Annotated in this window: 11 protein-coding genes and 1 rRNA gene (1 of these 12 running past the window's edge); 8 read left to right on the top strand and 4 right to left on the bottom strand. The window is 44.8% G+C overall.

Annotated elements, in window-relative coordinates; all coding sequences use genetic code 11:
* Positions 1-43: 43 nt before the first annotated feature.
* From jag to rpmH, 4 genes are all read right to left on the bottom strand, one after another.
* On the bottom strand, positions 44-817 hold the full coding sequence (gene jag / locus ACH33_RS00405; RefSeq protein WP_057897226.1) for an RNA-binding cell elongation regulator Jag/EloR: 774 nt from the start codon (positions 815-817) through the stop codon (positions 44-46).
* Positions 814-1,578 carry a membrane protein insertase YidC gene (gene yidC, locus ACH33_RS00400; RefSeq protein WP_057897225.1) on the bottom strand — a complete coding sequence of 255 codons (765 nt, stop codon included), beginning with the start codon at positions 1,576-1,578 and terminating at the stop codon, positions 814-816. The genes jag and yidC overlap by 4 nt, the downstream gene beginning before the upstream one ends.
* Before the next feature lie 100 nt (positions 1,579-1,678).
* Positions 1,679-2,044 (bottom strand): ribonuclease P protein component, encoded by a 366-nt coding sequence (rnpA, locus tag ACH33_RS00395; protein WP_057897224.1) that lies wholly within the window; start codon positions 2,042-2,044, stop codon positions 1,679-1,681.
* An 81-nt stretch (positions 2,045-2,125) separates the two neighbouring features.
* A complete protein-coding gene (gene rpmH, locus ACH33_RS00390) occupies positions 2,126-2,260 on the bottom strand; it encodes a 50S ribosomal protein L34 (RefSeq protein WP_057897223.1) in 135 nt (44 codons plus the stop codon).
* 574 nt (positions 2,261-2,834) lie between these two features.
* Between rpmH and dnaA the strand changes: the two genes are divergently transcribed.
* The 8 genes from dnaA to ACH33_RS00350 form a co-directional block, all read left to right on the top strand.
* Positions 2,835-4,196 (top strand): chromosomal replication initiator protein DnaA, encoded by a 1,362-nt coding sequence (gene dnaA / locus ACH33_RS00385; protein ID WP_057897222.1) that lies wholly within the window; start codon positions 2,835-2,837, stop codon positions 4,194-4,196.
* 206 nt (positions 4,197-4,402) lie between these two features.
* Positions 4,403-5,545, top strand: coding sequence for a DNA polymerase III subunit beta (dnaN, locus tag ACH33_RS00380; RefSeq protein ID WP_057897221.1), 1,143 nt, complete (start codon positions 4,403-4,405; stop codon positions 5,543-5,545).
* A gap of 17 nt (positions 5,546-5,562) precedes the next feature.
* Positions 5,563-5,793 (top strand): S4 domain-containing protein YaaA, encoded by a 231-nt coding sequence (gene yaaA, locus ACH33_RS00375; protein ID WP_057897220.1) that lies wholly within the window; start codon positions 5,563-5,565, stop codon positions 5,791-5,793.
* A gap of 53 nt (positions 5,794-5,846) precedes the next feature.
* On the top strand, positions 5,847-6,959 hold the full coding sequence (recF, locus tag ACH33_RS00370; RefSeq protein WP_057897219.1) for a DNA replication/repair protein RecF: 1,113 nt from the start codon (positions 5,847-5,849) through the stop codon (positions 6,957-6,959).
* 15 nt (positions 6,960-6,974) lie between these two features.
* Positions 6,975-7,223, top strand: coding sequence for an extracellular matrix regulator RemB (gene remB / locus ACH33_RS00365; protein WP_057897218.1), 249 nt, complete (start codon positions 6,975-6,977; stop codon positions 7,221-7,223).
* Between the two features lie 7 nt (positions 7,224-7,230).
* A complete protein-coding gene (gene gyrB, locus ACH33_RS00360) occupies positions 7,231-9,144 on the top strand; it encodes a DNA topoisomerase (ATP-hydrolyzing) subunit B (RefSeq protein ID WP_057897217.1) in 1,914 nt (637 codons plus the stop codon).
* A gap of 143 nt (positions 9,145-9,287) precedes the next feature.
* Positions 9,288-11,798, top strand: coding sequence for a DNA gyrase subunit A (gyrA, locus tag ACH33_RS00355; protein WP_057897216.1), 2,511 nt, complete (start codon positions 9,288-9,290; stop codon positions 11,796-11,798).
* A 512-nt stretch (positions 11,799-12,310) separates the two neighbouring features.
* Positions 12,311-13,693: ribosomal RNA gene (locus ACH33_RS00350) — 16S ribosomal RNA — on the top strand (it continues 158 nt past the right edge of the window).

Genomic DNA, 13,693 nt, shown 5'->3' with positions numbered 1-13,693 from the left:
AACCTCCCTACAATAAAAAGCAGGGAGGTTTCTATATTTATTATTACTTTTTCAAAGTGATAACCACACGTCGGTACGGCTCCGTCCCTTCGCTAAACGTCTCTACCTGTGGGTGATTTTGCAGTCGGCTATGAATCATCTTCCGTTCCGCTGGATTCATCGGTTCCAGACGTACTGGTTTTCGGGTTTTAGCTACTTGGCGCGCCATCCGATCTGCTAGCTGCTCCAGTGCCCCTTTCCGTTTTTCACGGTAATCCCCCGCATCCAGCACAATTCGCACTCGCTTATCCATATGCCGGTTTGTCACCACATTTACTAAATATTGAAGTGAATCAAGCGTTTGGCCGCGGCGACCGATGACGAGACCAAGCCCTTGGCCTTTTAGGTTAAAGATTACTTTCCCATCTTCTTCGATCTGTTCCACTTGGACATGAAGCCCCATTGTAGCGAGTACTTCTTCCAAAAACGCTTTCCCTCGGCGGATCGCATCTACTCTCACTGCCTCCCTGGGCATTTCCGGTGTTTCTTCCGCCTCTTCAACATTTTCTTCTAGGGAAGAAATGGCTATTTTTTCAGGTTCAGGCACAGGTTCATTTACAGACGACTCTTCCAGAACACCAGAAACTTCATTTTTTTCTAGTTTTTCCTGTAGAATTACTTCCACTTTTGCGTCACGAGCACCAATTAACCCAAAAAAGCCTTTACTTGGCTCCTCCAGCACACGGTATGTAACCATGTCGCGCGTGGTCTGAAGCTCCCGCAACGCTGATTGAATCGCGTCTTCTACTGTTTTTCCCGTTGCCGTCACCTTTTTCACTTGGCCGTTCCTCCTTTAGGAGCAGTATCGCGATAAAGGAAATATGTTTGAACAATAGTAAAGATGTTTCCGTATACCCAGTACAAAGATAAGGCAGACGGAAGGGTCATAGAGATGACAAGAATCATAACCGGCATCAAATATAGCATCATTTTCATTTGCGGATTTTCAGCAGCAGCCGCATTGTTTCGCATCATCATCCATTGTTGCAAATACGTGGTTATAGCTGCAATAATCGGTAAGATGAAATACGGGTCTTTTGCGCCAAGCTGCAGCCATAGAAAACTATGGGAGCGAATTTCTCCTGTCCGAATAATCGCATGATAAAAAGCAAGCAAAATCGGCATCTGGATTAAAATCGGCAAACATCCAGAAAGCGGGTTGATTTGATGCGTTTGGTACAGCTTCATCATTTCTTGCTGATAACGTTGCGGATCGTTTTTGAACCTATCGCGCAGCTTCATCATCTCAGGCTGCAATTCCTGCATCTTCTTGCTGCTTTTCATCTGTTTTATCATGAGCGGCAAAATCGCTACGCGAACAATAATAGTTACGATTAAAATCGCAATTCCGTAGTTTCCACTGGCCAAAGCCGCCGATTCTTGTAACAACCAAGAAAGCGGATATACAAAAAACTTGTCCCAAATTCCTCTGTTCGGGTCGATCGGCAAAGGATGATTCGGGTTGGCGGCGGTACATCCTGCGGAAAATACAGCGATTAGCGCAAAAAGCAGTGCCAGTTTTAATCGCTTGGGAAGCAAGAAAATTCCCCCTTGCAACTTATGTATTTTCAATTATTATACTTGCCGAAAGAAAAAAATGAAAACTTTCTGACACAAATATTATTATCAAATATTATTATCAAGATGTATTTTTTCCTCTTTTCGTTCCTTTGAATAAACGGGCTTTCCTCATGCAATGGTAGAGGCTTTCTTTAAATTGATGAAATCCCAGCTCCACAGCAGGCAGACGGCAAATCACAATGAAGTCAACGTTCGGTTTAATCTCATCCGCGCGCAGGCGAATCGCCTCTTTGATGATTCGCCGCAGCCGATTGCGCGTAACCGCCTTTCCCATCTTTTTGCTGACAGAAACCCCTACCCGAAAAGCGTCCTGTCCCTCTTTTTCCAGATAATAAATAACGAATTGGCGGTTCGCAACAGAAGTGCCCTGTTTAAAAACAATCTGGAATTCCTCATTTTTTCGCAACCTGTTCTTGCGATACAAAGGACACACTCCTTATCTGCTGCTGTCTTCCCCGCTTTATCCTCCAATAAAACGGTAGAAAAGGCCACTATGGGAGTGGCCTTATGCTGACAATACTTTTCTTCCTTTTCTGCGACGGCGTGCAAGAACTTTACGACCGTTCTTTGTGCTCATACGAGCGCGGAAGCCGTGAACTTTTTTACGCTTACGATTGTTTGGGTTAAAAGTCGGTTTCATTATATCCACCTCCTTGGGAAGGTTCCATCCAAAATAACAATATTATAGACAGTCTAAGTTATTATATCTATCCCAGGAGTGAGATGTCAAGCTGTCATTCTTTATCCACATTTTTTATTTCCCAATCCCCTGTGAGTAAATTATTTCCCGAAATCAAATTACCCACACATTTCTCCAAAAGATATTCACAAAATCTAGTGTTGTGAATATCTTTTATACACAAGGTATAGAATTTGTGGATAACTATCAAAAAAACGTTGCGGTGATTAGCTTTATCTGCTATCATGATTTTGTTTTAATCGGTGGATAACTTGACGTTACCAATGTATTTATCCACAATATGTGGATAAAATTGTGGACATTTTTAAACATAGTGTGGAAAATACCATCCACATGTATGGGGATTTTGTCAAAAGACAGTAAGAAGCCTTTGCGGTGCTCGCTCAAAATATAAACGAATTATCCACAATGTCTTTTGCTATCGCCGCCTATTAAGCATTACATGCTTCTTCTTAAAAAAACACGGTTCAGCAAAGCTGTTATATGGGAAGGGGAAGGAGAAGGAAGGAGACACATGGTTACCAATGCTAAAGAACTTTGGGATACTATCTTATCACATATACAAACCCGCATTAGCAAACCCAGTTTTGAAACATGGCTAAAATCAACAAAAGCCACGTCGCTCGACGACAATACGCTCTTAATTACTGCTCCTAACGAATTTACGCGGGACTGGCTCGAATCAAGATATTCCGAATTAATTCTAGAAACATTGTATGAGGTAACCGGCAAAGTTATTACAATCAAATTTGTTGTCCCTACCTCAAACTCCCAACAAAACGAACCGGAAATGGGTACGGTTCCCGCTTCAAAAGAAAAACGTAGCTCGACGCAAGACGACTCCCCCCAAACGATGCTAAACCCGAAGTATACATTTGATACATTTGTCATTGGAGCGGGGAATCGCTTTGCGCATGCGGCTTCTCTTGCAGTCGCTGAAGCGCCTGCAAAGGCTTACAACCCACTTTTTATCTACGGAGGCGTTGGGCTGGGAAAAACGCATCTAATGCACGGAATCGGTCATTATGTACTTGAGCAAAACCCAAACGCCCGAGTCGTTTATCTGTCGTCCGAGAAATTTACAAATGAATTTATTAATTCGATCCGTGATAATCAAACAGTCAATTTCCGCAACAAATACCGGAACGTAGACATTTTGCTTATTGACGATATTCAATTCCTAGCCGGAAAAGAACAGACGCAGGAAGAATTCTTCCATACATTCAACACCTTGCATGAAGAAAGCAAGCAAATCGTAATTTCAAGCGATCGGCCCCCCAAAGAAATTCCGACGCTAGAAGACAGGTTACGCTCCCGTTTCGAATGGGGGCTAATTACCGATATTCAACCTCCGGATTTGGAAACAAGAATCGCCATTTTACGCAAGAAAGCAAAAGCGGAAAACCTAGAAATTCCAAACGAGGTTATGGTGTATATTGCCAACCAAATCGATACGAATATCCGTGAGTTGGAAGGAGCGCTTATTCGTGTCGTTGCCTATTCCTCTCTTATTAATCGGGACATCGACACAGAACTGGCAATAGAGGCACTAAAAGATATTATTCCTTCCAACAAGCCACGTATCATCAACATCGCAACCATTCAGCAAGCTGTAGGTGAATACTTCAATCTAAAATTGGAGGATTTTAAAGCGAAGAAACGAACAAAGTCCGTCGCGTTCCCACGGCAAATTGCCATGTATCTATCCAGAGAGCTAACCGATTATTCCCTGCCAAAAATCGGGGAAGAATTTGGTGGACGCGATCATACCACCGTCATTCACGCGCATGAAAAAATTACGAAGGCTTTACAAAACGATCGCCAGTTACAAGGAACCATTCAGGAATTAATCGATAAGATTAAAAACGGCCGATAAATTTCGATTAGCCTGCCTGTGCACAAATGTGAATAACCAACATAGCCTGTACACAAAGTTATCCACATGTGTATAGGCTTTATTTCTTTTTTACACCAAACTTATTCACATATCCACCTCCTCTATTACTATTACTGGATATAAAAAAAGAATAAAATAAAAGTATATGATAAAATGACCAAGAAGATTCCTAAAAGGGGGATACAATGAAGTTTACAATTCAAAGAGAGCAACTGACGAATGCGATTAATATAGTGAGCAAAGCTGTGTCGTCCAGAACAACGATTCCGATTCTTACAGGAATTAAGATTGTAGCTCATGAGGATGGAATTACATTGACAGCAAGCGACTCGGATATTTCAATTGAACAATACGTCCCGATGGAATCGGGAGAACATCAGTGGATTGAAGACATTACGCCAGGCAGTGTTGTTCTGCCCTCTAAATTTTTAGGGGAAATTGTACGGAAGTTGCCGGGCGAACAAGTAACTATTTCAGTGAATGAACGGTTTATTACTACCATTTCTTCTGGACGTTCAGAATTTAACCTGAATGGTATGAATGCTGAAGATTATCCGTGTCTGCCGCAAATTGAAGAGGATAAGATACTTAGTTTACCTTCTGATTTGTTAAAAACAATGATTCGTCAAACGGTCTTTGCGGTTGCTACTACAGAAACCCGACCGATTCTGACAGGCGTTATGTGGGAACTGAGAGACGGACAACTTTCGTTCGTGGCCACAGACAGTCATCGTCTAACTACAAGAAAAGCCTCCGTTGAATCAGCGGCAAGTTTAAGTTTCGATAATGTAGTTATTCCAGGAAAAAGTTTGATTGAGCTTAGTAAAGTTCTCCCAGACGATGACCAACTAGTGGATCTTGTTATTACAGATAATCAAATTTTGGTAAAGATTAACTATATTCTTTTTTACTCTCGTATTTTGGACGGAACATACCCGGATACAAGCCGTATTATTCCGCAAAATACGAAAACGGAGATAATTTTATCGACAAAAGAGTTTTTAGGGGCAATAGAACGGGCAAGCTTATTAGCAAGAGAAGGGAAAAATAACATTGTTCGCCTGTTTACGCGTCCGGATGGAATGGTCGAGATTTCTTCTAATACGCCGGAAGTAGGGAAAGTAACCGAAGAGGTTGCACCTTCCTCCGTAGATGGTGAAGACGTAAAAATCTCATTTAATGCGAAATACATGATTGATGCACTTCGGGCCGTAGATAGCGAAAATATCCGCATCGGTTTTACTGGTGCGATGAGTCCATTTATCATTCGTCCAACGGAGCATGATTGGATCTTACACCTTATTTTGCCTGTGAGAACGAATCAATAGGGAGCGGTTACATCATAATGGAGAAAAAAAAGGTTACTATTACGACGGAATATATCCCCCTCGGCCAATTTTTGAAATTGGCCGAGATTATTGATACAGGCGGACAGGCAAAAATATTTCTTGCCCAAACACATGTTGAGGTAAATGAAGAGCCAGAGAATCGACGCGGCAAAAAGTTGTATAATGGAGATACGGTTTACGTAGAAGGGTTCGGCACATATGAAGTGTTACGTCAAACCGTGAAGTAGCCAGCGGCATGCTTTATCCATAGAAAAGCGTGCGAGCCGGGAGGGAAGACGGTTTGATATTGAGAGAATTGGAATTGACACATTACAGGAATTTTGAGCATGTCCACGTACATTTTGACGCTCCTATTGTTTTATTTGTCGGTTCAAACGCGCAGGGAAAGACAAACATGCTGGAATCAATTTACGTTCTGGCGATGGCGAAATCACACCGCACAAACAAAGACAAAGAATTAATCGGGTGGGACGCTTCGTTTTCCCGCCTGTCTTGCCGGGTAGATCGTCGGGGTGGCCCGGTAACGCTGGATATTCAGCTTACCGCAAAAGGGAAAAAAGCCAAAGTCAATCAATTAGAACAGCGCCGTTTGAGCGATTATATCGGCGCTATGAACGTCGTGATGTTCGCGCCCGAAGATTTAAGCATCGTAAAAGGAAGCCCGAATGTCCGTCGCCGTTTTCTCGATATGGAAATCGGGCAGGTATCCAAGTCTTACTTGTATAATATGCTGCAGTACCAAAAACTTGTGCAACAGCGCAATCAAGCGATGAAAGAACTACAGACGGGCAAGGCGTTTCGCGATATGCTTGACGTTTACAATATCCAGATGGCAAATCTCGCTGTGAAAGTGCTGCAAAAACGTTTCGTTTTCATGGATAAACTGGAAAAATGGGGGCGGGAAATCCATGCCCAAATCACTCAGGGAAAAGAAAAATTGACGCTTTCGTATGAAAGTACGTTCCCGGTTACAAAAGATATGTCGGAAAACGAAGCAGAAGAAGTTGTCTACAAATACCTTACCTCTATTCAGGAGCGGGAAATCGTCCGGGGCACCAGTCTGGCTGGACCGCACCGTGATGATATCCATTTTTTTATTAACGGAACGAGCGTTCATCGATATGGTTCACAAGGACAGCAACGTACAACCGCGCTTTCATTAAAGCTGGCAGAGATTGAATTAATTCGTCAGGAGGTGGGAGAGTACCCGCTTCTTCTTCTTGATGACGTGCTGTCCGAGTTGGATGCTAATCGACAGACCCACCTTTTGCAAAATATTAAAGACCGCGTGCAAACGTTTGTGACTACGACAGGCGTAGAGGGCTTATATCATCAGACATTGCAGCAGGCTGCGCTTTACCGGGTAAAACAAGGAACTATTACGCGGGAATAATGAAGGAGGAACCGTATGTTTATTCATTTGGGTGGCGATATGGTAGTACGTGCCAAAGATGTAATCGCGATTCTTGATTACCACATGAAGCAATCCTCTAAGATTACCCGGCAATTTTTGCAGAAGGCAGAGGAGTCTGGCCGCGTTGTCGCGCTTGGGGATGAACAAGCGAAATCGTATGTTGTGACGAAAGATAAAATTTATTGTTCTCCGATTTCATCTCTAACGTTGAAGCGTCGCGCTCATTTTTTAGAAAGCAGGTGAGACTTATATGACAGATAATGCGCAGAACAATTATGGAGCAAGTCAGATTCAGGTTCTTGAAGGTCTGGAAGCGGTTCGGAAACGTCCCGGCATGTATATTGGATCGACGAGTACTCGGGGATTGCATCATCTCGTTTGGGAGGTTGTAGACAACAGCATTGACGAAGCGCTTGCCGGGTATTGTGATGATATCCACGTGTATGTTCATCCGGATAACAGTATAACGGTTACAGACAACGGACGAGGCATTCCGACGGAAATTCACGAAAAAACCGGCAGATCCACAGTTGAGACCGTTTTAACCGTATTGCATGCCGGCGGTAAATTCGGCGGTGAAGGATATAAAGTATCCGGCGGTTTGCACGGGGTGGGCGTGTCTGTCGTAAACGCGCTGTCTAAATCACTGACTGTAGAAGTGAAACGGAATGGCAAGCGTTATAAGCAAAGTTATTCGTACGGAGAACCGCTTGATGAACTGAAGGTGGTCGGGGAAGCGGAAGACACGGGAACGGAGGTAACTTTCTTGCCTGATCCGGAGATTTTTACAGAAACAACCGTGTTTGACTACGAAATTTTGCAGAAGCGTTTGCGCGAGCTGGCGTTTTTAAACCGCGGCATACGTATTACCTTGCATGATGAGCGGGAGAACAAGACAGAGACTTTCCATTATGACGGTGGCATTAGCTCTTTTGTAGAATATCTGAATAAAAACCGGGAAAAACTCCATGAGCCTCCGATTTATATCGACGGCGAAAAAGACGGTCTCATGGTTGAGATTGCTCTTCAATATAACGATTCGTTTGCCAGCAATATTTATTCTTATGCTAACAACATTCACACGCATGAAGGCGGAACGCACGAGTCCGGCTTTAAGAGCGCACTAACGCGGGTGATTAATGATTACGCACGCAAGCATAACTTGCTGAAAGACAAAGACGGAAATCTGACAGGCGATGATGTGCGTGAAGGATTGACGGCGATTATTAGTGTAAAAATTCCAAACCCGCAGTTTGAAGGCCAGACGAAAACAAAGCTTGGAAATAGTGAAGCGCGTGGTATAACGGAATCGTTGTTTGCTGAGCATTTTTTCACTTTCCTTGAGGAGCATCCGCAAGAAGCAAAGAAAATTGTGGAAAAGTCGATGATGGCGGCACGTGCTCGGGAAGCGGCCCGGAAAGCGAGGGAACTTACCCGGCGGAAGAACGCGCTGGAATTTAGCTCATTACCGGGAAAACTGGCCGATTGTTCTAGTCGGGACGCTTCCATCAGCGAGTTGTACATTGTCGAGGGAGATTCAGCCGGAGGTTCAGCAAAGCAGGGGCGCGACCGTCAATTCCAAGCGATTTTACCGCTGAAAGGTAAGATTTTGAACGTGGAGAAAGCGCGCTTGGATAAGATTCTTTCCAACATGGAAATACGAGCGATTATTACCGCCTTAGGAACGGGAATCGGGGAAGATTTCGATCTTTCTAAAGCCCGTTATCATCGGATTATTATTATGACGGATGCTGACGTAGACGGGGCGCATATTCGTACCCTTCTCCTCACATTCTTCTTCCGCTATATGCGACCGTTGATAGAGAATGGTTACGTTTATATTGCACAGCCGCCTTTATACAAATTCCAGCAGGGAAAAGTCATTCGCTATGCTTATAATGATGCTCAGCTCGCGAAGATTAGAGCGGAAGCGTCACCACGTCCGGAACCAAATATTCAACGGTATAAGGGTCTTGGTGAGATGAATCCAGAACAGCTATGGGAAACTACCATGGACCCTGAAAGCCGTACGCTATTACGCGTTACGTTGGAAGACGCGATGCAGGCGGATGAAATTTTTGAGATGTTGATGGGGGATAAAGTCGAACCGCGGCGTGATTTTATCCAGGAAAACGCAAGAAAAGTTCGCAACCTCGATATTTAACAAAAAATAAGCCTTCTTCTTTAATTAAGAGGGCTTATTTTTGTGCGTAAACGGAGATAAATGATATAATAAAACTTATGGGCAAAATGATTGCGACCTGCTGTGAGTGGGCCAAATAAACGTTGAACGACGGAGGTAGTTTAATGGCCGAACAACAATCTAACGTTATTGATATTAATATAAACCAGGAGATGCGCGAATCATTCCTTGAATATGCGATGAGCGTTATTGTGAGTCGCGCTCTTCCGGATGTTCGCGATGGTCTGAAGCCTGTTCACCGCCGGATTTTATATGCGATGAACGAGATGGGAGTTACCCCTGATAAACCATACAAAAAGTCGGCACGTATTGTTGGGGACGTTATTGGTAAATACCATCCGCACGGAGATTCGGCTGTATATGAAACAATGGTGCGGATGGCGCAGGATTTTTCCTACCGTTATCCGTTGGTTGACGGACATGGGAACTTTGGCTCCATTGATGGGGATTCCGCAGCTGCCATGCGTTATACGGAAGCGCGGATGTCGAAAATCGCCACGGAGCTTATGAGAGATATTAACAAGGATACGATTGATTTTGGCCCTAATTACGATGGCAATGAACAGGAGCCGCTTGTAATGCCGGCCCGTTTTCCACATCTTCTTGTAAATGGGACATCTGGGATTGCGGTAGGGATGGCAACAAATATTCCTCCGCATAATTTGCGGGAAGTGATTGACGGAATTTTGTTGCTTATTGAGAATCCCGATTGTACAAGCCGCGACTTGATGGAGCATATCATCGGCCCTGATTTTCCAACAGGAGCATATATTATGGGACGAGGCGGAATCCGTCGCGCGTATGAAACGGGACGAGGTTCCATTGTTATCCGGGCAAAAGCGGAAATTGAAGATCAGGGAAATAAGCCAAAGATTATTGTGACGGAAATACCGTATCAGGTAAATAAGGCACGTTTGATTGAAAAAATCGCAGAACTGGTTCGTGAAAAGAAACTGGACGGTATCACTGATTTGCGTGATGAGTCGGATCGAAATGGCATGCGGATCGTCATTGAACTCAGACGTGACGTAAACCCGCAGGTTGTATTAAATAATTTGTATAAGCACACAGCCATGCAGACGAGTTTTGGAATTAATATGTTAGCGCTCGTAAATAATGAGCCACGCATTTTGAATTTGAAGCAGATGCTTTATTATTATCTGGAACATCAGAAAGAAGTCATTCGCCGTCGTACCGAATATGATTTACGGAAAGCGGAGGCAAGACTCCACATTGTTGAGGGTTTGCTGAAAGCAATCGACATTGTGGACGATTTAGTGGATCGTGAGGGGCCGATCCGCTCTGCTTCTGACCGTGAAGAAGCGCGTGGTTATTTGATGGCCGAGACCTTCTCGATGAAGGGACGGGAAGTTCCACTCGGTTTTACGCTGGAGCAGGCGAACGCAATTCTGGATATGCGTTTGCAAGCGTTGACTGGTCTTTCGATTGAACGTCTGACAGAAGAATACAATGAATTGTCTGCATTAATTGCCGAGTTACGTGCGATCCTTGGTGATGAAAGTAAAATTTTAGAAATTATTAGTGAGGAATTAACCGAAATTAAGGAAAAATACGGGGATGATCGTCGGACCGAAATTACGGTAGATATGAACAATATTGAGGATGAGGATTTAATTCCGCAAGAAGAAGTTGTTATCTCTCTTACGCACCGCGGTTATATTAAACGGTTACCTGTGGATACGTATCGGGCGCAGAAACGCGGTGGTCGCGGTGTGCAGGGGATGAGTACGCGTGAAGATGATTTTGCGCAACACTTGATTACAACGAATTCGCATAACTATCTTTTGTTTTTTACAAACAAAGGAAAGGTATATCGTTTAAAAGCATACGAGATTCCCGAATTGAGCCGTACCGCAAAGGGCATTCCAATTATTAATTTGCTGCAGATTGAACAGGGTGAGCACATCCAAACCATTATCCCGATTAAGGAGTTTACTGATAACCATTACTTGTTCTTTGCCACGAAGCAAGGGATCGTGAAGCGGTCAGATTTGGCTTCTTTTAGTAATATTCGTCGTATCGGTTTGTTTGCTATTAATTTGCGGGAAGATGACGAACTTGTGGGTGTTCGGTTAACTGACGGAGCTCAGAACATCATTATGGGAACCAAAAAGGGGATGTCCATTCTGTTCTCGGAAAAGGACGTACGAATGATGGGGCGTTCTGCGACCGGCGTAAAAGGTATTCATTTAAGTGAAGAAGATTGCGTAATTGACATGGACATTGCTGAAGAAAACGCTGATGTGCTTATCGTTACTTCGCGCGGTTACGGCAAGCGTACCCCACTGTCTTCTTACCGTTTTCAATCCCGCGGAGGTAAAGGAATTAAGACATTGCATTTGACAGAACGTAACGGGGTAGTCGTGGGGTTAAAAGTTGTGAATGAGAAGAATGACTTAATGCTGGTGACATCTACCGGTATTATCATTCGGCTTAGTGTAAAAGACATTTCTTCCATGGGTCGCAATACGCAAGGAGTTAAATTAATTCGTCTTGATGAGCAGGAAGAAGTAGCGACTGTGGCCAAAGTAGAAGTAACAGAAGAGACGGCGGAAGTGCAGGAAATAACGAGTGAGGTTGTCGAACCTTCATAGTAAGTTTGATTATGAAGAAAAGCCGAAAAGTTTTACAGGAGGGCAGCGTGCATAAGCGCTGCTTTTCCTTTTTAAATAAGTGCAAGACGATTGACTAATACGGTCGGTTTTGTTTTTTTAGCGAAGTTTGAAAAGCTGAGAGAAGCATTAGGTTTTCTTCTCTTCTGGGATAAAGATTTTTATTTAAACCAAAAACGTGGTACATTATCCAATACTGCTGTTTAAAAACAAAGCATTCAACAATAAATGGTAAGTGAGTTTAAATTTTTTATAAAAAAGTGCTTGCTATTTATTTTAGAATGTAATAAGATAAAGAAGTCGCCGCTGAAACGCGGTGAAAATGAAAAAGAAGTTCCTTGAAAACTGAACAGTGACACTCGTTTGTGTGCGAGGTAAATATCCCATGAAAGTGAAGGTCAGCTTCAAAGTTGATCTCAAGCACTTTTATGGGGCCCGAAAAACATTCTTTACTTTATGAGCTAGCTTACGAGCTTGCGTATCAATCTTCAACTTTTTTGGAGAGTTTGATCCTGGCTCAGGACGAACGCTGGCGGCGTGCCTAATACATGCAAGTCGAGCGAACCGATGGAGTGCTTGCATTCCTGAGGTTAGCGGCGGACGGGTGAGTAACACGTAGGCAACCTGCCTGTACGACCGGGATAACTCCGGGAAACCGGAGCTAATACCGGATAGGATGCCGAACCGCATGGTTCGGCATGGAAAGGCCTTTGAGCCGCGTACAGATGGGCCTGCGGCGCATTAGCTAGTTGGTGGGGTAACGGCCTACCAAGGCGACGATGCGTAGCCGACCTGAGAGGGTGAACGGCCACACTGGGACTGAGACACGGCCCAGACTCCTACGGGAGGCAGCAGTAGGGAATCTTCCGCAATGGACGAAAGTCTGACGGAGCAACGCCGCGTGAGTGAGGAAGGTCTTCGGATCGTAAAACTCTGTTGTCAGGGAAGAACCGCCGGGATGACCTCCCGGTCTGACGGTACCTGACGAGAAAGCCCCGGCTAACTACGTGCCAGCAGCCGCGGTAATACGTAGGGGGCAAGCGTTGTCCGGAATTATTGGGCGTAAAGCGCGCGCAGGCGGCTTCTTAAGTCAGGTGTGAAAGCCCACGGCTCAACCGTGGAGGGCCATCTGAAACTGGGGAGCTTGAGTGCAGGAGAGGAGAGCGGAATTCCACGTGTAGCGGTGAAATGCGTAGAGATGTGGAGGAACACCAGTGGCGAAGGCGGCTCTCTGGCCTGTAACTGACGCTGAGGCGCGAAAGCGTGGGGAGCAAACAGGATTAGATACCCTGGTAGTCCACGCCGTAAACGATGAGTGCTAGGTGTTGGGGAGTCCACCTCCTCAGTGCCGCAGCTAACGCAATAAGCACTCCGCCTGGGGAGTACGGCCGCAAGGCTGAAACTCAAAGGAATTGACGGGGACCCGCACAAGCGGTGGAGCATGTGGTTTAATTCGAAGCAACGCGAAGAACCTTACCAGGGCTTGACATCCCGCTGACCCCTCCAGAGATGGAGGTTTCCTTCGGGACAGCGGTGACAGGTGGTGCATGGTTGTCGTCAGCTCGTGTCGTGAGATGTTGGGTTAAGTCCCGCAACGAGCGCAACCCTTGTCCTTTGTTGCCAGCATTCAGTTGGGCACTCTAAGGAGACTGCCGTCGACAAGACGGAGGAAGGTGGGGATGACGTCAAATCATCATGCCCCTTATGTCCTGGGCTACACACGTGCTACAATGGACGGTACAACGGGCGTGCCAACCCGCGAGGGTGAGCCAATCCCTAAAAACCGTTCTCAGTTCGGATTGCAGGCTGCAACTCGCCTGCATGAAGCCGGAATCGCTAGTAATCGCGGATCAGCATGCCGCGGTGAATACGTTCCC

It is taken from the genome of Aneurinibacillus sp. XH2 (assembly GCF_001439585.2).
In the GTDB taxonomy this organism is placed as follows: domain Bacteria; phylum Bacillota; class Bacilli; order Aneurinibacillales; family Aneurinibacillaceae; genus Aneurinibacillus; species Aneurinibacillus thermoaerophilus.
Note: the sequence above shows the minus strand (reverse complement) of the source record. Positions and strands in the feature narration are given on the sequence as shown.

Bases quoted from the DNA above. Each gene is read 5' to 3' on its own strand.
- rpmH (WP_057897223.1), bottom strand. From the start codon at position 2,260: ATGAAACCGACTTTTAACCCAAACAATCGTAAGCGTAAAAAAGTTCAC.
- dnaA (WP_057897222.1), top strand. From the start codon at position 2,835: ATGGTTACCAATGCTAAAGAACTTTGGGATACTATCTTATCACATATA.
- dnaN (WP_057897221.1), top strand. From the start codon at position 4,403: ATGAAGTTTACAATTCAAAGAGAGCAACTGACGAATGCGATTAATATA.
- yaaA (WP_057897220.1), top strand. From the start codon at position 5,563: ATGGAGAAAAAAAAGGTTACTATTACGACGGAATATATCCCCCTCGGC.
- remB (WP_057897218.1), top strand. From the start codon at position 6,975: ATGTTTATTCATTTGGGTGGCGATATGGTAGTACGTGCCAAAGATGTA.
- gyrB (WP_057897217.1), top strand. From the start codon at position 7,231: ATGACAGATAATGCGCAGAACAATTATGGAGCAAGTCAGATTCAGGTT.
- gyrA (WP_057897216.1), top strand. From the start codon at position 9,288: ATGGCCGAACAACAATCTAACGTTATTGATATTAATATAAACCAGGAG.